This is a genomic window from Pseudoalteromonas sp. S558 (assembly GCF_005886635.1).
GTDB lineage: Bacteria > Pseudomonadota > Gammaproteobacteria > Enterobacterales > Alteromonadaceae > Pseudoalteromonas > Pseudoalteromonas aliena.
This window is the reverse complement of record NZ_PNDU01000197.1, coordinates 1-18179: the sequence shown is the minus strand read 5'-3', so window position 1 is coordinate 18179 and position 18179 is coordinate 1. Positions and strand designations below refer to the sequence as shown.

The following is an 18179-nucleotide window of genomic DNA, read 5'->3' as shown; positions in this document are numbered from 1 at the left end:
CTTATATATAGGGTCTATTTAACGTTAAGAAAATCACGCTAGAACTAGGCAAAAATTTTTGTATCTAGTTGTTTTAAATAAAAAATTTTTAACGACGTTATAGTACAATTTAATTCGTTAAATTGATCAAAAATTTATGCAGCTTGGTATAAATTAAACTAAATCACTCAAAGCCGTGAGCATAACAATACCTGCCAAGCCTAACTGAGCTATTAAGCTAACTAACGAAAACCCTCTCAACACAAATAAGCCCCAAGGGTGCTTTATGTGTGGATAAAGTGCACAGCGCTTTAGACTCATGGCAAAGAAAAAACACACCACAGTGATCATGGTTAAACCCAGTGTTAATTCACTTTTTACAGTAAGTGTATCGTCAAAAAAGAAAAATAACTGCAATGGAAAAAGTAACGTAACAATGGCATGCAAAGCATGTACTTTTTTTATGCGGTCAAACTGCCCATCAGGTGATAACTCTTTTATTCCAAAATCACGTTCTAAACATTTAACTAAATTTTGTGCTTTAAGACTTACCGCTAATCGATAACAGCTTAAACCTTCTTTGTTGCGGGCTCTAAAGTCGTAACCTGCTTTAATTAACAGCACCATTAACGATTCATTTTTAGAATGAACAGCGTAATGTAGTCCAGTGTTACTTAAGCTATCCGTGGCTTTCTTGTCTTGTTTTGAAAGCAGTGTTTCAACTACATTCACAAAGCCTCTTTCGGCAGCCCACATAAAAGCGGTTTTATTGTTCTCATCGGCCAAAGTGCCTGTGGCTCCTTGCTCTATAAAGCGCATAGCCATAGTTTGCTTCGCTGTTTTTTTACGTAAATGAGTCAACAACGCTTTTTCAAGTAAGACGACAGAGTCAACGTCTGGAGAGACTTGAGTCAGTAACGTAAAATAATCTTTACCGTTGGCCACTTTGTCACTGGCAAGTTCAGATAACTTATCTAGATCTGCAATAGATGCTGGAATAAACGAACTTAATCGCTCTCTAAAATCTAATTCTTTCCACAGTGCTAATGTATCAACGGCCGACATTTTACTGTCATTAGTTAAAGCATGCTCTATCAGTGTAAAGTAGCGCTTACTAAAAAATAAGCTGAGTAATGAAACAGGTGTGGTTATGGCATTTTGCGCCGCAACGCTTGCATACTTTTCAAGTCGTTGGCACAACAAAAGCACAAGACTTTCAGGAGTATATTCATTATCGTAATAATGGTTTTTAACCGCATTGATATATGCTTGTGCATCTTCGTCATATTCAGAAATATGCTGAAAAAAACATTCTTCGAAAGGTTCTAATGGCGTTAACCATGCCAAATAATAAATAGGCGGCAAAACGGTAGTGCACACACCATCGTCTTCATCAGTAGAACGACACGCGGGCCAAGCTTCCAAAGCATCTAAAATAAAGGCACCATTTTGCTCTACAAGCCCTTTAATAAGTAATGGGTATTCCTTTGGCCAAATTAGTACGTTTTCCATTAAAACAACACAACTCCAGTGTACTTGGGTAGACAGTCAGTTATAGCAGCTTTTAGCTGACACCACGCTTAATCAAAGAGGCAATATTCTAGCACACCTTTGTTTAGCTACTAGCGCAAAATTGATGAATAACTACAATCCTTTTGGATTACTTCATTCAAGAATATAAAAGCAGCCAAGTCCATAGGAAATTGGCTGTTTTTTTGGTTGGAGTAGGACTTAATCAGAGCCAGACAACTATTTTATTTCTTTTTCAGCTCGCTGGTAACTTGCTCTAAACCTACGTCCGAAATACGCTGAATAATCTCTTTTTGCTTAGCACTGAGTAACGAAATACCCTCAGCAACAATATCGTATACTTTCCACTCATTATTTTTACCTAATCGTAACTTAAAGCTCAAGTCGATTGTTGGTGCATTTGGTTCAATAATTTGTGTATTAACGGTTGCGTACTCAGAATCGCTTTTTGTATTGTTACGTTCAAATACAACTTTTTGGCCCGTGTATTTCATTAATGCGCTTGCATAGGTACCTTTTAAATAATGCTCTACCGCATCAATAAACTGAACAGCTTGCTGGCGCTCAATTCCTTTAATATGTTTACCTAATAATTTAAATGACACAAATTTTACGTCGATATGTGGCATTAAACGTTTCTCGACTATTTCAGACATTGCCTCTTTACTTGCATTCCCTTTGCTATTTACTTTAGCAATGTCAGCAAATAATGTATCTGCAACTGATTCCAAAAGTCTGTCAGGGGATTGTTGTGTTTGTGCGAAAAGCGAACTACTCAAAAATGCAGTTACAACCAATAATAGCTTAATGAATTTCATAATAAATTGTCTGTATGATTAATATTGCTATAATTTACGCGAAGCATACGCAACAAAAAAGGCATAAATAAGCAACTTATTAATGCTCAATTTGCACCAATAAAATAACTAAATGTAATTCAACTAGTTATTGATTCCTATTAACACTCTATAAACAACCGACACTTTTCTCTCATTGCACATATCTGCTTGAGATAAGTTTATTATCCTGAGATGAGGGCGTGTTGATCTTTTTTGATGTTACAAGTCAAAACGGTCACACTTAAAATTGTTGAAAAGTAAGGAAATCATTATGCAAACTTGGCAAATTTTTATAATCGTAGCTGGTGTTTTCGCCGTTGTTATTGGTAATATCGCGCTGGTTAAGTACTCTGCAAAAATGGAGTTCAAAAAGCCCGACGCCGATATTAAAAATACAACAGACACAAAAAAGCCCTGATCAATCAGGGCTTTTTAATGCGTACTAAATATAAAATTATTTAGCCGACTAACCAATGCGCCATTAGCGCAATAACAGGTAAAGTAATTAGCGTTCGCAAAATAAATATAATAAATAGCTCTAAAATATTTACCGGTATTTTACTGCCAAGTAAAAGTGCGCCTACCTCAGACATATAAATCAGCTGCGTTACACTCATCGCTGCAATTATAAACCGTGTAACATCACTTTCAATAGTACCTGCGGCTAAAATTGATGGAATAAACATATCAGCAAAACCAACCATAATAGTCTGTGCTGCGGCCTCTGCTTCTGGCACTTGTAGTAATTCTAAAAATGGAATGAACGGCATACCTAAATATTGAAAAACAGGCGTGTATTCAGCAATAATTAACGCAAATGTACCTACAGCCATAACCACAGGTAATACCGCAAACACCATATCAAAGGCATTATGTAAGCCTTCTTTAACCGTACCTGTAAAACCAGGTGCTTTATGCGCTTTAGCCAATGCTACATCTAAAGAGTGCCCTAATAATGTTTTACCTTGCGGCACTAACTCTGCGTTAGCATCAGGTGCGCTACCATCAATTAATACATCCTTTTTAAAGCGCAGAGGCGGTAAACGAGGAACAATGATAGCAGCGACTACACCCGCTAAACATACGGTTAAATAAAACGGAGCAAACAAGTATTCAAGCTTAACTTGACCAATAACGACTAAACAAAATGTAATGGATACCGCTGAAAAAGTGGTTCCAATAATAGCTGCTTCACGTTGTGTGTAATGTTTATCTTCATACTGACGAGCAGTCATTAAAATACCAACACTGCCATCCCCTAACCAAGATGCCACGCAATTCACTGCACTTCGTCCAGGTACACCAAATAAAGGCCGCATTATTTTAGTAAGTAAGGTACCCATTAATTCTAGTAACCCAAAATTAAGCAGTAGTGGTAACAATAAACCGGCAAGAATAAACACAGAAAATAACACGGGCAACAAGTCGTTTAATACAAGTGCACCTGTATTTTCAGAAATAACAGCATGGGGTCCAATTTGTAAGGTGGTCATTAAAACAAATGCCATACCAAAAAGGCGCGTTACCAGCCAAATCCAACTAACATTAAATAAATGATTAATTAAGAATATATTACACAAGACTTTGGGTTTAAACACACTCGTTATAAATGACAATACGCCCGTTATACAGATAGTTATTGTGATAATAATTTTTGCAGAGTCTGAAAAATAAGACTGTATTGCTTTGGCCATGACCGCGATAGGTATTGTCATTATTTCACCTGTGGGCACTGGCGTCATAAACAAAAAAACACCAACAAGTGAAGGAACTAAAAAAGTAAACCAAGTACGCCAATCGTACTGCGTTGAGGTAGGTAATTGAGACATATTGTTAACCTATAAAACTACAAAAAGAGCCAAACGCCCTTTTTGTAGTTAAATTTATTATTATTTAAATTTTAATGCCACGCTTAATGAGAGCGGCTTCTAGTGCTTGTTGCAACCCGTTCATCGTGCCTGGCTCAAGCGTTTCGCCCTTGTCATCCATCCACGTTAAACTTGTACCGCCTTCTTTAGTTTTGCTCACTAAAATTTGATACTGTCCTTCATCAATAGGAAGCTGGGCAACTTCATCACCCCAAATTGAATCCCAAACGCTGGTTTCTGGTGCGCTATAATCAGCAGTAATTAAACCTGTCTCTTGGTTAATTTCAACAATCGTGAAAGATAAACGCTCTAAAAAGCCAGAAAAGCGATCGAATACAGCGTCATAAGACTGCTCAGTAACCAATGCTGCATTACCTTTATTATCAAAGCCCATTTCAAGAGAAATAACACCTTGGCGTTTACGCATTTCTACTTCAAGTTGACGGTAACGATAGTCAAACTCACTCACTACTTGATTGAGCGCACGTACTTCTAATTGCTGTTTTAGCAAATCAGTAAGTGCGTTATCACCTTTAAAATCAATAAGCTCAACACGTAAAGACGCAGTTCGTTGGTGCGACTTTTCTTCAATTGTGAATCTGAATTTTTCTAGGTCTGCATTTTTGTCGCTGCCCCAAAGCCAGCTCTCTTCAGTTTTAATTATTGCGTACCAATCAGTTTCAATAACGCCTAATAGTTTATCTTCTTTAGTGGTCGTTGCCTCATTATTGGCTAGCACTGATTTAATCGTGTCCCAAATAAATGCATCTAAATCAACAATACCATCGCTTTTATCAAAATAAACACGCGCTATTTTATCTGTTTCTTCAACCCAACTGCCTTTAGCTACGGTAAGTACTTGAGCAGGCGGACGATAATTAGTTGCGTCGGGGCTATTATCGTATTGACCTACTTCCATTTTATAAACCGGATCTTGGGCTGGTTGAGATAATGACGCGGGTGCCTTCACAGGCTCATGTGTGCGGTAATTACGCTCACTATGCGCACTATTAGTAAATACACTACACCCTGATAAACTTACCAATACACTTACTGCAAGTGCTTTTGGGATCCAATACTGCACAGATAATTCTCCTTAGCGTACCCTTTAATTGTTTTAACAAATATATGAGTGGGTTACGCCGATTTGGTTCAGTGTAAAGTCAATATTAACTCTACATTATTATTTGGCTGTCTAAATGCAATAAAGTTCAGCACTTCAACTTAGAAAAATCTAAGTGCAAATAAACAAATTTTAGCTATGGTACTTTCCTGTGCCAGTAAAAACAAGAAACACCGTACTTTAAAAGCGCTTAATTAGCCTGTGTTGTAGTTTAGGTAAGGTTTTGTGTTAAACTTCGCCGCCGTGCAACTTATTATGTGTATTTAATGTTGTTGCCAACTCAGTTGTTATAATCAAAGTAACTTAGGTATTTTTACCCATGACTGCATTTTCAAATCATCAAATTGTTTTAACTGCTATTGGCGAAGATAGGCCGGGTATTGTAAGTGAACTTACACAATTAGTAAGTGATTGCCATTGCAATATAATTGACAGCCGTATTGCTATTTTAGGCTGTGAATTTACCTTTATAATGCTGCTAAGCGGCGATATGTCAGCAATCAGCCGTATTGAACACGTGATCCCCACCAAAGCGATGGAGCTTGGCTTGCTTACCATGATGAAGCGCACATCAAGCCACACACCCAGTGAGTTTTGCGCAGGATACACTTTAGAATACACAGGAATAGATACGCCAGGCACTCTGAGCAAAGTAACGCGTTTTTTTGCCGACAATCAAATTAGCATTTGCTCATTAAAATCAGACACCTACGATGAAAGCACTGATACAAAAATGCGTTGTGAACTTGAGTTTAATATTCCTGTTGACGTAGATATAGATCAATTTAAAGTTAGTTTTGAAAGCCTTTCGCACACATTAAACGTAGATTATATTTTTAAACGAATTCGTTAAGGATACCAACATGAAAAAAATCAGCCCATTACAAGCTGGCGACGCAGCCCCTGCTTTTAGTTTGCAAAACCAAAACGACGAATCAATTAGCTTAACGTCGCTTTTAAAAGAGCAACAAGTTCTCGTTTATTTTTATCCAAAAGCGTCCACACCAGGCTGTACTGTACAAGCCGAGAACTTACGCGATCAACATGCTGAACTTGCTAAGTTTAACACCCGTGTTGTAGGTATTAGTCCAGATCCTGTTAAACGTCTTAAAAACTTTGAAACAAAAAAAGAACTTAACTTTGACTTACTAGCCGATGAAGATCACGCTATTGCAGAAGCATTTGGGGTATGGGGTTACAAAAAATTTATGGGAAAAGAATACGAAGGTATTCACCGCCTAACCTTTTTAGTCGGCCAAGACGGAAAAATAAAACACTTGTTTGATAAATTTAAGACCAAAGATCATCACCAAATCGTGCTAGATTATTTAGCTCAAAATTAAAGTAGCCCTCTAAAAACGGCCTCTAAAAATTAAAAAGCGTTGCTTAAGAGCAGCGCTTTTTTATGCCGTACGCAGCGCGATATACGCTTATCCAGCAGGTACTCACTCATAGTAAAAACAGCGCATGCTAACCTCTGCGGTGCTCGTAAGATTGTTCAGTAAAGTCATCTTCGCCACACAAAAATGTACTTCGTACACAACGTGAAATACAGTGATAATGGCTTGTATCAATCAAACTTACTTGACGCTTTCTTACGATTGCAATCTAACACCCTAACTACTATTTGAACTAACTAAAACGTAGTCTTTAACTTTTAAAAGTACAAAAATTAAGATGAGTGTCATCGTAATACCTACCGCAAGCTCAGGTGATAGTACGGGTGATGATAAAACGTTATTAATTGATTTATGGGCGGCAAGTAAAGCCGTAAATTATGCAAAACAATATGGCATTAAGCGCTTTATCATGGTCAGTTCAATTTGTGCAGATAACCCGAATGCAGTCCAAAGCGACTCAAAACCTTATTTAGTGGCAAAACACATGGCTGATGAGCATTTAATAAATAGTGGCTTAAATTATACAATCGTACGCCCAAGCTCACTCACCAACGAAGATGCTTCACTAAAAGTTACCACACAACAGCCCAGTGAGCGAAATGAGGCTAAAATCAGTCGAGAAAACGTTGCGAATGCGCTATTACAAATAGCCAACTATTCAATAAACGAAAATAGCCTCTTTGAGTTATTCGATGGCGATAAGCCAATCACTTCACTCTAATCGCATTTCATATTAAAAGCGGCTCAACCGCCGCTTTTAATATGTTTTTAAGGTTTTTTAAACTTACAAACCAAATACTACTTTTTCGCTTTTAAGCATGCGGCTACTTAAATAACTAAATACGCCAAACAATATAATTGTAATCAATGTTGATAGCACTAATTGTGGCACTGGTATTGGGTTGCCTTTAATAAACTCCATGAGTGCAAATTGCTGCGCAGCAATAGGTAACCACTGCACAATATCTGTTGCAATATCGTAAGTCGTTACCATGCTTAATGCCATCGGAATAAATAACACCATCGTCACGTATGATTGCGCCTCTTTAAATGATTTTGCCGTAAACGAAACAAACACCTGTAAACTGGCTGACATAAATGCAATTGGCAAACACACTACGGCACAAAAAAGCATAAATGACGGTGTAATGGTTACGCTAAACCCTAGCTGCTGCCACGGCACCATACCGTAAGAAAACTTCGACACCACTAGAATGATCGCTAATCCCAGCATAGAGAATGTCGCTATCGCCGCCGATTTTGCTAATACAATGTGTAAGCTACTTAATGGGTGACTTAACAATAATGATAAAGAATTACGTTCACGCTCCCCGGCACTGGTATCTATTGCTAGGTTCATTGCAGCATAAAATACAGTTAAAATCATTGATAGAGTTGCAATCCCCAAGAACATACCCCCTTTAGAATCAGGTGTTGCTTGATCATTGACCTCAACCGCAAGCACTCTCATTAGTTGAGGGTCGACACCCCGTGTAATTAACCTTAAGCTAGCCACTTCAGAATTATACAAAGCAAGCGTTTTTTCCACGCGTTGAATATGTTTACGTAGCTTATCATCTGATTTATCTGCAATGAGTGTTACAGTCGCTGGGCGACCTTCGCGCATATTCTTCTGATAATCATCACTTATTTGCAATATAATTGGCTTTAATTTGCTATCCGTATTATCCGTTCCCATTGCGATATCATTGTTTTTTAAATGAGCCACTAAGTTAGGTGCTGAAAGACTATTTTCAATCGTTATTTTTAATGCATCAGGTGATGCAAGCTGTTGTAATAGCAATATAAAAAGTATGCATATGCCAAGCGGGGCACCAATTGCATAATAAAGTCCTGCCATTACTGAACGTTTGTCACGACTGGCATCCATGACTTCTTTTTTATATAACACTTTTAATAAATTAATCATGCTGCAATTCCTTCGTCACTGCCTATCAAGTCTATGAATGCTTCTTCTAAACTGTCTTTACCTGTTCGCTCACATAACGACTCTACTGAGCCCTCTGCAACCACTTTACCATTGGCCATAATCACCACGTGGTCGCACAATGCAGCCACTTCTTGCATAACATGCGATGAAAACAGTACGCAGTGCCCTTGCGCTTTAAGTAGCAATAATAACTCTCTTAAAATACGTGTACTCATAACATCCAAACCACGTGTTGGTTCATCTAAAATAATGTTTGATGGGTTATGCACAACTGCTTGAGCCAGTGCTGTTTTCATACGCTGCCCCTGTGAAAACCCTTGGCAACGACGATCTGCAATATCATCCATGCTTAATTTTTCGAGCACTTTTGCTGTCGCTTCTTTTGCCGCAACCTCTGACATGCCGCTCAACTGCGCAAAAAAGGTTATATATTCTCTGGGCGTTAATCTCTCATACAATCCACAAGGATCAGGAAACAATCCCAAATTTTGTTTAGCTGCCATTGGATTTTTTGCAACATCAATACCATCAATCTCAGCTATACCTTTATCTGCTTTTAGCAAACCAAACACCGTTCTTAAACACGTTGTTTTGCCCGCACCATTGGGGCCAAGTAAACCCGTTATTTTACCATTTTGTGCGCTAAAGCTAAGATCGTTTAACGCATTAACATCACCAATTTTCTTTGTTAAGTTAGTTACTTTAATCATGGTTTACTCCTTGTCTTGTGCGTTTAAAGTTGCGGTCTGAGTATGCATTGGTGCAACACCATTGATATTCATAAAGAACTGTTTATCGTTTTTATCTTTGATACAGTCGGTATCAATATCTTGCATATTTTTTTGATCAATAAACTGGGCGATTATTTTAGGCGCACACGTTTGCGAGCCGATCCCATGAGTTGCAGTGGGTGATACCAAATGCGTTGCTTCACTCATGCTTACCATAGCAAGTTCAGCCCAACTTGGCGGTGTTGCTGGGTCACGCTCACCAGATAACAGTAACGTAGGTGTTGAGCTGTTAAGGGGTTGATAAAATGATTTATCTACGGCTGTTACATTTAATATTGGGCACATAATATCGAGCCCCTCTATCATCAAGCTGCCCACATACGTTTTATTATATTGCTGACGGGTTTGAACATTTAATTGTGGCCAATCTTCGCCACAAACGATGGCGTTATGCATACCCATGGCGAGCATTTCTGACATATCAGCCCCAGCCATTAAGCCCGCCAATGCTGCATAATTTCCTTGTGCAGTTTGTGTAATAACCAGTGGCACAATCGCACGACGTGAATGACTGTACAAAGCCATACGTATTGCCCCGAAAAACTTTGTTTTTGTAACAGCGAGTGTAATAGTCTCATGTGTACGCGGATGTAAAACCTGCACCTCGACTGGTTGAGCATCGAGTTTAGCCAATAAAGCTGTAAACTCAGTTTTCAAATCAGGGTATTGCTGAGCACACTGTGCGTTGGCTTCACAACGACTAAATAGGGCCGCAAGCGAGCTATCAATAGCCTCACCAATGGCAGCTAAACTTTGTTGCATAGGTACAACACCATCAAGCGTGCTGGTGATCACTGAACTTGGAAATTGACGCGTATATTCTTGCGCTATTCGCGTGCCGTAAGACACCCCATATAGATGAAACCCTTTGTAGCCAAGCGCTTTTCGTACCGCTTCAAAATCTTTAGCGGCAACAGGTGTAGTGAAATGACTTAAATCAATATTGAGCTTATCTTTACACTTTTGCGTGTCTTGCGCGCCCAGAGCAGGTAAATCAGCAAAGGCTTCATTAAATGCAAACTGCGTTTGCAAGTCATCACTGTCACACTGCAACTTATTTGAATAACCCGTGCCACGCTGATCAATCAATACTATATCGCGTGTTTCACGGGCAAATTGTAAGTTTCTATTAAAGATAGCAGCGAGATCAATTGCGCCTTGCCCTGGACCTCCGGCAAAACCAAGAATGGCTTCGTCAGGGTAACTTGGTTTAATAGCTGGAATTACAGCAAAGTGGATATCAATATTACCATCCGCCGGATTTTGCGATAAAGACTGGCTAATACTGCCACACATCAACCTATCAGCAAGCCCTTCCATGTAGCAAGGTGTGAGTAATGGTTGGTTTTTTTTATTATTATCAGCTAATACAGCTGTTGAGCCGGCCAATAATATTGGTAATATTGTAAGCTTTATCAGGCTTTTACGTAAATTAAACATGATTTTCATTAATCTTTCCCTTGTTGCATTTTACACTCAATATGATAACTTAACCTTAGTGTATCGGTGTATTAATGTATTAATACAGTAGAGAAAGAGTAATGCTAGAATTTATTAATGTCAACCCTAATAATGGCGATCCAATCTATAAACAATTGCATGAGCAAATTGTGCGCTTGATTGTGGGCGGGCAATTATTAACCGGTGAAGAGCTGCCATCAGTGCGTAAAATAGCAGATCACTTTGCTGTAAACCCGATGACGGTATCACGTGCAATCGGTCAATTGGTCGATCAAGGCTGGTTAGAGCGTCGTCGCGGTCAAGCCACCCGTGTGGCACAAAAAACATCGCAACAACCTGATCAACAAGACACCTTGCTTTTTAAGGCTATCGATCAACTCGTTCAACAAACAAAACAGCTTGATGTATCGCAAGAAGCGCTCGTCGAGCTTATAAAAAAACGATGGAAATTATAAACATGGAACAGCCCCTTCTTAGCTACAATAATATTTATAAAAGCTATGACCAACGCAGTGTATTAAACAATGTTTCGCTTGTTCTAGAGCCTGGTATGGTCATTGGTTTACTGGGTAAAAATGGTGCAGGTAAAACGACATTATTACGCAGTGCGCTTGGGTTGATAGCACCTGATCAAGGTGAGATACGTGTTTTTGGTGAACCCAGTGATAAGCTCAGCGCACAAAGTAAAGCCCAAATAGGTTATGTGTCACAACAAACATTTGGTTATGAAGGCTTTAAGGTCGCTGATGCTTTGGCACTACACCGCAGCTTTTACCCTACATGGGATCTGCAATTAGAAGCTAAATGGCTCAAACGGTTTGAGCTGGCGACTGATGCTGCAATTAACGACTTATCTATCGGCCAACGTCAAACTTTAGCGCTGATCATGGCTATGGCTTATCATCCCAAATTACTTATTTTAGATGAACCAGTAGCCAGTTTGGATCCAATAGCACGACGCGAGTTTATGGGCGACTTGTTCGACTTAGCATTAGACTCAGGCTCTGGTATTTTATTTTCCTCACATATCACATCCGATATAGAACGTGTAGCCAGTCATATAGCCCTAATAAAAGACGCCGAGCTTATCTTGATTGACGAATTAGATGTCGTACGCGATACCATTAGAAGAGTCAATTTTACAGAGCAAAACATCGATCTAAGTGCCTACCGCGTGCTTAATTTGCAAGCAAACTCAGCCATTATTTATGGCTACCAAGGAGAGCCTATTCCGGGCGCACTTGCCATCAACCATTTATCATTAGAGCAACTATTTGTGGAGCTGCATGGATGATGAATGCAGTAAAACGACCTTGGTATCAGGGTAGCCTCAATTTTTGGTTTAAAGATTTGGGCTGTGCCAGCTACTTAATTCAGGCTATTTTAGCCACAGCCGCATGTATCATTTTCATTCGTGTGGAATCGTTATCAACTATGATGATGATACTTGCTGTTGTGTGTACTTATTGTGCGCTTGCATGGCAAAGTATCCGAATGCAAGCAACTGAATGGCAATGCTTAGTCGCTGATTACTGCAAACATGTAATGTTTCAAGGTAAAGTCTTTATTGCCTTAATAAACCTAATTCTGCTGTGTAGTATTGCCCTATCGCCTAGCTTAAATAACATCAACATGCTGTTACTAGCAAACATCTTGGGCTTAAGTATTTGGTTTATTTGCCGCGTTACAAGCCACTTATTTACAACATGTTGTTATTTGGCATTCACATTCGCAATTATTATACCCACCTTTTTTGAACACTTACCTTTGTGGTTAATACCATGCTCTTTGCTGGTTTTAAGTCTAATTTTACTATGTAAGAACAAATTAGGTATGCCCTATATATGGCAAGCCGATGCACTTATAAATTACCGCCAAGGACTACAGTCAGGTTGGTCGCCCGTACCAAGTGGACTTTTATCAAATTACGGCACAGCCATAAATAAACAACTATTCCCATTGAGTTATTTTGTTGGCTCAAGTTTATCGCAATACATTATTTTATTAGTGCTCTTTTCTATCATTGCAATAGTGATAAACTTTTTTTATAACATTGCAGAGCATGTATTATTCGCTTTAACATTAATGCTGTTAGCTGCAGTTACGTTATGCCAATGGGCAAAAGCACAACGTTCACAATCGTGGGAATTACTCACCACTTTACCTATTTATAATGGGAGTCACGCAGTTAAAGTTGCCCTTAGTAACAGTGCACTTAAATTTTCATTGTTAATTGGCGTTCTGTGCTTCGTTAGTGCATCTATATTGCTACTGACCCATCAACAATGGCAACTTCTAAATGTTGCAAGTTATGCGATAGCCTGTATAGCAGCTACACTGACAAGCTTTGTTCTTGGCAATGTATTTAAAAATATAAACGTACTGAGTGTTTTATTATGTTTATCGTGTGGCGTGAGTATGGGAACTGTCAATGTAATGATTGAACATGGCGATAGCATATTGAAGCTTTTACTTATTTCACTTTATGCCAGTGTTTTGGCTGTTTTGAACCGCTTTACAATAAAATACTTATAAACTACTTCAAAAACCCTTTGCCTTTAGCGATGCTTAGTTTAGCGGGTGTTTATCAAAAAGATTTAACACCCGCTATTCCACATTCTAAATCTATAACTACTTATTGCTTTTTAAGGGTATGTATCATCTTTTGTGCATTTGAATTTTGTGGGTTCAATTGCAAAGATTGCTCATAGTTTGCTATCGCATTAACAGTATCTCCAAAGAGCATGTACGCTTCTGCTAAACTATCAAATGCATTTGCATCATCAGGATATAGATGGCTATAAACCCTAAAAAGCGTTATAGCTACTTGGTAGTCCTTGTTACCTAACGCATTATATCCGGCATTATTAATTGCATTAGCTGAAAGCAATTTTGAATCAGGATAGTTTTTTTTCCATGCTTTATATGCCTTTAATGTGCTTATAAAATCAGCGTGTTTTGCTACTTCAAAAGGAAGTTGTTCATCTTTTTCAAGTTTGCGCATCGCACGCTCAGTTAAACCACTCCCAACATTATTTAGTACTAAAAAATATTTATTAGATAAAGGGTTCATTACAACACTTATCTGATTAGGGTTATTATCTACAGCAAACATCCCACCTCCTTGATAATGCATTTTAACGCCTTTTTTGTTTTGAAGGGGATCTTCATATATCAAGTCGTTACCGGATTTTGATAATGTAATCGTCACTATTTGATCAAACTGAGATAAATACCTGCCGAGCATTTTCTCTATTTGATGCTTGGGGGGTTTTGCTGTTGCTGAAATTACACGTGCCCATTTCATTTTTTTTATCGTACTGTCAATAAACGCATCTATTGCAGGGTTTCTGTGCTCTGTTGTCGCATTCATAAAAACCATAATGCCTTTACCACCTTGCATTGTTGACATAATATGCCCGCCAGTACCAGTGTTTGAGCCTCCATGCGAGAACCACTCTAAATTACCTTTGGCCTCAAATCTCATCCAACCCGGTGACCACCCACCTATTTTTTTAAGCGTGTGAATATCCGTTGTGGTACGTGCTACGAATGTTGAAATAACCGACGTTACTTTACCTGCTAACGCCTTTTGATATTCAATTGTGAATTTGGCCATGTCTTGTGGCGTACTCCATAGCCCAGATGGTGCTATTTGTGGACAAATTGGTATGCCATCTCTTATAACCTGCTGCTGACGATCATGAACCTTCGCAACATTAGTTAAAAATTGTTTATCTCCATTTTGATACATCGTTGTATTTTTCATACCTAATGGATCAAATAGCATCTTTTGAGCTAATGCTTGCAATGGTTTACCGGTTATATCTTCAATCGCAACTTGTACTATTACATACCCTCCGCCACTGTATTGCCAATCAGTGTCAGGGGCAAATAGCATCGAAATCGGACGTTTATATCGTGGTAGCTTTTTACCCTCAAGCACATCTATAAGGGTTGGAATATCATCCCCTAAATGAAAGTCAGCATACCCGCCTTGGCTCATCCCAGCGGTATGCGACAACAACTGCCGAATAGAAAGGTTTTTTGATGACTCAAACACTGATGAAGGTAACGCCCAGCGTTTTAAATAGTTACTCACAGGTGTATCTAAATCTAATTTACCTTGCTCTGCGAGCATTGCTGCAATTGTTGCAGTGACAGGTTTTGCAATAGATGCCGTTGAGAAAGCAGTAAATTGATCAATTTTCTGCTTACTTTTAGTATCTTTAACGCCTGCAAAATTAGTATAAATCACTTTATAATCATCAATAACAGCAAAACTTAGCCCAGGTATTTTGTAGTTATCAATAAACTGCTGATAACTATATTCTTCACCTACCGGTGACGTAAAAGTAGTTAATTGATGTGTATTACCAGTTATAGATAGTTGCGTTTTTTGAGTGTTAGCGACACACACACTAGCCACAATTAAACTTAGCGCTGCGCAACATTTACTCAAAGTCATGATAGTTTTTTTAATAGCCATAGGAGCATCTCGTTCTGTAAATTAAACCTCAGTGTGGCGCATTAGCCGCCTTAAATAAGCAACTTATGCATGAACGGCTCGTATAATTCCTCAACACCTCGAATGTTTTCCTTTTTTATTGCTAAGATGGGGAATATAAAAGAGGGAACACAATGCTTAAGTATCAGCTCATATTCGTTTTATTTTTTACAAGCTTCGCTACCTATGCGCAAGAGCCTGATGCTATCTTTGCCGAGCACTATTATTTAATTGATGATGACGATATTGCTTATTCATTACCTATCGTAAACCGCTCTGTGTGGCAAAAAAATACATTTCACGGTATTAAAAATTCAAAAAATATTCGATGGGTGCAAATGGACTTTAATTTTGAAAAAAAGCCCTCGTCTTCGCTAGGTTTGTTTATTAGTATTTTGGGATCGTTTGAGGCTTATTGGGATGGTGTTTTAATAGGTAAAAATGGCCTTGTAGGTGATTCTCAACACACTGAAGTTGCGGGCCTGATCGATAAAATAATGCTGTTGCCTAATACTGCAACTGATAAAGGCACACATACTTTAAGTTTACGTATTTCTAATCAGCGCGTTTCTTCTGAGGTAGATTATGTGTCGTTTACAAGTGCGATAACAGAATATGACTATTTAATACAGCTGCCTTATAAAAAAGCCAGTTTACCGTTGATAATGACCAGCGCCTTACTCTTAATTGCTTTGTACTCATTGATTGTATTTATTACTAGTTACCGCCAATCCAGCTACTTAATATTTAGCATATTATGCTTAAGTATTTTGGTTCTTATTTTTGTAGAATCATGGCGTGGTCTTATGCCTTACCCTTACAATTGGCAAATCCCTCGCTTACAAATAGTTTTAGCATTGTCGTGCTTAATTTCACTGCTTTTCACCTGTTTTTTTGCATGGTTTTTTAAATTATCAAAAACAAATCGTACAACATGGCTAGCACTTGTTATTTGCTTGCAAACTGTGTTGTTAATCACGATTGATGGTTATGATAATAGAAGCTTATATGTATTTTTAGTGGGCGTTTTTAGTGCTGTGTGCATTTGTATCAAAGCTATCATTACGCAACAAGCCAATGCAAAATTAATGGTTTTGGGTTTAGCTCTATTCATTGCACCTATTTTTATAAATAGTTATTCATACATGGATCAGTACTTTTTTCTCTCTTTTGCTGGGTTAATCTTTTTAATGCTCTACACCCTTGCACAAACCATGAGTGCTAATACCAAACAACTTGAACAAAGTAAAATTAATGCAAGTCGCCTTGAGCTTGAATTAGTCAAACGTAATCTACAACCTCACTTTATCTTAAACACATTAACAGCTGTTGAAGAGTGGATTGAAGACTCACCTGCAACAGCGGTAAAATTTATACACGCCTTAGCGGATGAGTTTAGATTTATGGCGCAACTGTCTGCAAAAAAAATAATCAATCTCCAAGATGAAATCGACTTATGCCGTTCCCATTTAAAAGTTATGACATATCGCTCAAATATAAATTACTCCCTAAGAGTGGATATATCTCACCCGAATAACTGCATTCCACCGGGTATTATTTTAACATTAATAGAAAACGCAATTTCGCATAACCATTACCAACAAGGCCATATTACCTTCTTTTTTGAGCAAAAAATAATAAATAACACGCAGTATTTAACGTTTATCGTCCCTATAAATGCGATTACTCATAATTCAAACAAAAATGCTACACAAGAACGTACACAGAATAAAATAGGCGCTGGTATTGGTAATAAATACATAGCAGCAAGGTTAAATGAAAGCTTTTCTAATCAATGGTCTTTATTTCAGAATATTGAAAAACAACAATGGGTTACAAAAATCTCAACGCCGTTAATAGATTATGACGATCACCGTGCTAATAACAGCAACCTCAAGGATCCCCTATGAAAAAAGTATTAATGGTTGAAGATGAATTTATGGTAGCAAAAAGATTAAAGCGCTTTATTGAGAACGCCTTTGATGAACAAAAAATCGAATTGCATATCTGTACTAATCTTGACGACGCCTACGATTACTTAGCCGATCACCCTATTGATGTTTTGTTTTTAGATTTAAACCTGCAAGGTAAAGATGGTTTTGAGTTATTAAAGCACACCCTCTGCGAGAGCTTCCATACAATTATTGTTTCTGCTAATAGCGATCGAGCGATTGACGCGTTTGATATTGGCGTGCTCGATTTTGTAGCGAAGCCATTTACACAAGAGCGTATTAAAAAGGCAATAAACCGGTTACAACAGCAGCATAATGGGGCTAGCAAATACTTAACCTATAAATATTTAGGAAAAATCGAATTACTTCCAATAGAAGATATTCTCTATATCAAAGCTGACGGCCATTACAGTGTGATTGTAACTAAAGCCCAGCAAAACAGAAGCACTAAACAAATTTTACACGATAAGAATTTAGATAAATTACTAACGTTATTGAGTCCAGACTTTATCAGAATACACCGTTCCTATGTATTGCCAATATCTAACATTAAGGCATTACTCAGCGAAGAAGGCAGCAAATATAACGTGCAACTTCATACCGGTGAACAGCTCCCTATAGGCCGTACCAGACTAAGTAGTTTAAGGGCGAAATTGTTGTTTAACTAAATAACCTAAACTCTGGATAATAAATCTATCTCAAGCAGCTATTTTCAGCGCTAACTGCGTTGAATTTACTTGCAATAGGCCCGCTATTGACGCGTAAATTCGCCTTGTTT

Annotated in this window: 16 protein-coding genes and 2 pseudogenes; 9 read left to right on the top strand and 9 right to left on the bottom strand. The window is 38.2% G+C overall.

Going from position 1 to position 18179, the window contains the following annotated elements; translation table 11 throughout:
- Positions 1 to 153 precede the first annotated feature (153 nt).
- Both CWB66_RS13940 and CWB66_RS13935 read right to left on the bottom strand, forming a co-directional pair.
- Entirely contained in the window at positions 154 to 1491 is a 1338-nt protein-coding gene (locus CWB66_RS13940) for an ankyrin repeat domain-containing protein (protein WP_138585843.1), read from the bottom strand.
- A 242-nt stretch (positions 1492 to 1733) separates the two neighbouring features.
- Positions 1734 to 2327 carry an MlaC/ttg2D family ABC transporter substrate-binding protein gene (locus tag CWB66_RS13935; RefSeq protein WP_138585842.1) on the bottom strand — a complete coding sequence of 198 codons (594 nt, stop codon included), beginning with the start codon at positions 2325 to 2327 and terminating at the stop codon, positions 1734 to 1736.
- Between the two features lie 292 nt (positions 2328 to 2619).
- On the opposite strand from CWB66_RS13935, the gene CWB66_RS13930 reads away from it, so the two are divergent.
- Entirely contained in the window at positions 2620 to 2766 is a 147-nt protein-coding gene (locus CWB66_RS13930) for a DUF2897 family protein (protein ID WP_138585841.1), read from the top strand.
- 40 nt (positions 2767 to 2806) lie between these two features.
- Here the strand turns inward: CWB66_RS13930 and CWB66_RS13925 are convergent, their stop codons facing one another.
- Together CWB66_RS13925 and bamC are read right to left on the bottom strand one after the other, a co-directional pair.
- Positions 2807 to 4177 (bottom strand): YjiH family protein, encoded by a 1371-nt coding sequence (locus tag CWB66_RS13925; RefSeq protein WP_138585840.1) that lies wholly within the window; start codon positions 4175 to 4177, stop codon positions 2807 to 2809.
- Positions 4178 to 4241: 64 nt separating this feature from the next.
- Positions 4242 to 5300 (bottom strand): NlpB/DapX family lipoprotein, encoded by a 1059-nt coding sequence (gene bamC / locus CWB66_RS13920; protein ID WP_138585839.1) that lies wholly within the window; start codon positions 5298 to 5300, stop codon positions 4242 to 4244.
- Between the two features lie 358 nt (positions 5301 to 5658).
- On the opposite strand from bamC, the gene CWB66_RS13910 reads away from it, so the two are divergent.
- Together CWB66_RS13910 and bcp are read left to right on the top strand one after the other, a co-directional pair.
- Positions 5659 to 6192, top strand: a complete 534-nt coding sequence (locus CWB66_RS13910; RefSeq protein WP_077537609.1) for a glycine cleavage system transcriptional repressor — start codon at positions 5659 to 5661, stop codon at positions 6190 to 6192.
- Between the two features lie 10 nt (positions 6193 to 6202).
- Positions 6203 to 6682 (top strand): thioredoxin-dependent thiol peroxidase, encoded by a 480-nt coding sequence (gene bcp / locus CWB66_RS13905; protein ID WP_138585838.1) that lies wholly within the window; start codon positions 6203 to 6205, stop codon positions 6680 to 6682.
- 130 nt (positions 6683 to 6812) lie between these two features.
- Here bcp and CWB66_RS22680 read toward each other — a convergent pair.
- Positions 6813 to 6947, bottom strand: a pseudogene (locus CWB66_RS22680) (transposase); the annotation flags it as partial.
- 81 nt (positions 6948 to 7028) lie between these two features.
- On the opposite strand from CWB66_RS22680, the pseudogene CWB66_RS13895 reads away from it, so the two are divergent.
- Positions 7029 to 7460, top strand: a pseudogene (locus CWB66_RS13895) (NAD(P)H-binding protein); the annotation flags it as partial.
- A 63-nt stretch (positions 7461 to 7523) separates the two neighbouring features.
- Here the strand turns inward: CWB66_RS13895 and CWB66_RS13890 are convergent.
- From CWB66_RS13890 to CWB66_RS13880, 3 genes are read right to left on the bottom strand one after another with little or no spacing between them, the layout of a single operon-like run.
- Positions 7524 to 8669 (bottom strand): ABC transporter permease, encoded by a 1146-nt coding sequence (locus CWB66_RS13890; RefSeq protein WP_138585836.1) that lies wholly within the window; start codon positions 8667 to 8669, stop codon positions 7524 to 7526.
- Entirely contained in the window at positions 8666 to 9400 is a 735-nt protein-coding gene (locus CWB66_RS13885; RefSeq protein ID WP_054453805.1) for an ABC transporter ATP-binding protein, read from the bottom strand. The genes CWB66_RS13890 and CWB66_RS13885 overlap by 4 nt, the downstream gene beginning before the upstream one ends.
- A 3-nt stretch (positions 9401 to 9403) precedes the next feature.
- Entirely contained in the window at positions 9404 to 10930 is a 1527-nt protein-coding gene (locus CWB66_RS13880) for an alpha/beta fold hydrolase (RefSeq protein ID WP_054453803.1), read from the bottom strand.
- Between the two features lie 92 nt (positions 10931 to 11022).
- Between CWB66_RS13880 and CWB66_RS13875 the strand changes: the two genes are divergently transcribed.
- From CWB66_RS13875 to CWB66_RS13865, 3 genes are read left to right on the top strand one after another with little or no spacing between them, the layout of a single operon-like run.
- Positions 11023 to 11397, top strand: coding sequence for a GntR family transcriptional regulator (locus CWB66_RS13875; protein WP_008167164.1), 375 nt, complete (start codon positions 11023 to 11025; stop codon positions 11395 to 11397).
- 2 nt (positions 11398 to 11399) lie between these two features.
- Positions 11400 to 12236, top strand: a complete 837-nt coding sequence (locus CWB66_RS13870; RefSeq protein WP_138585835.1) for an ABC transporter ATP-binding protein — start codon at positions 11400 to 11402, stop codon at positions 12234 to 12236.
- Positions 12233 to 13477 (top strand): hypothetical protein, encoded by a 1245-nt coding sequence (locus tag CWB66_RS13865; RefSeq protein ID WP_054453799.1) that lies wholly within the window; start codon positions 12233 to 12235, stop codon positions 13475 to 13477. Before CWB66_RS13870 ends, CWB66_RS13865 begins: the two co-directional genes overlap by 4 nt.
- Before the next feature lie 100 nt (positions 13478 to 13577).
- On the opposite strand, the gene CWB66_RS13860 is transcribed toward CWB66_RS13865, so the two are convergent.
- Positions 13578 to 15431, bottom strand: a complete 1854-nt coding sequence (locus tag CWB66_RS13860) for a serine hydrolase domain-containing protein (RefSeq protein WP_138585834.1) — start codon at positions 15429 to 15431, stop codon at positions 13578 to 13580.
- Positions 15432 to 15583: 152 nt separating this feature from the next.
- On the opposite strand from CWB66_RS13860, the gene CWB66_RS13855 reads away from it, so the two are divergent.
- Together CWB66_RS13855 and CWB66_RS13850 are read left to right on the top strand one after the other, a co-directional pair.
- The gene (locus CWB66_RS13855) at positions 15584 to 17359 is read left to right on the top strand and encodes a histidine kinase (RefSeq protein ID WP_138585833.1); all 1776 of its coding nucleotides are present in this window, start codon (positions 15584 to 15586) and stop codon (positions 17357 to 17359) included.
- Entirely contained in the window at positions 17356 to 18069 is a 714-nt protein-coding gene (locus tag CWB66_RS13850) for a LytR/AlgR family response regulator transcription factor (protein WP_077537604.1), read from the top strand. The genes CWB66_RS13855 and CWB66_RS13850 overlap by 4 nt, the downstream gene beginning before the upstream one ends.
- Positions 18070 to 18179: the final 110 nt, after the last annotated feature.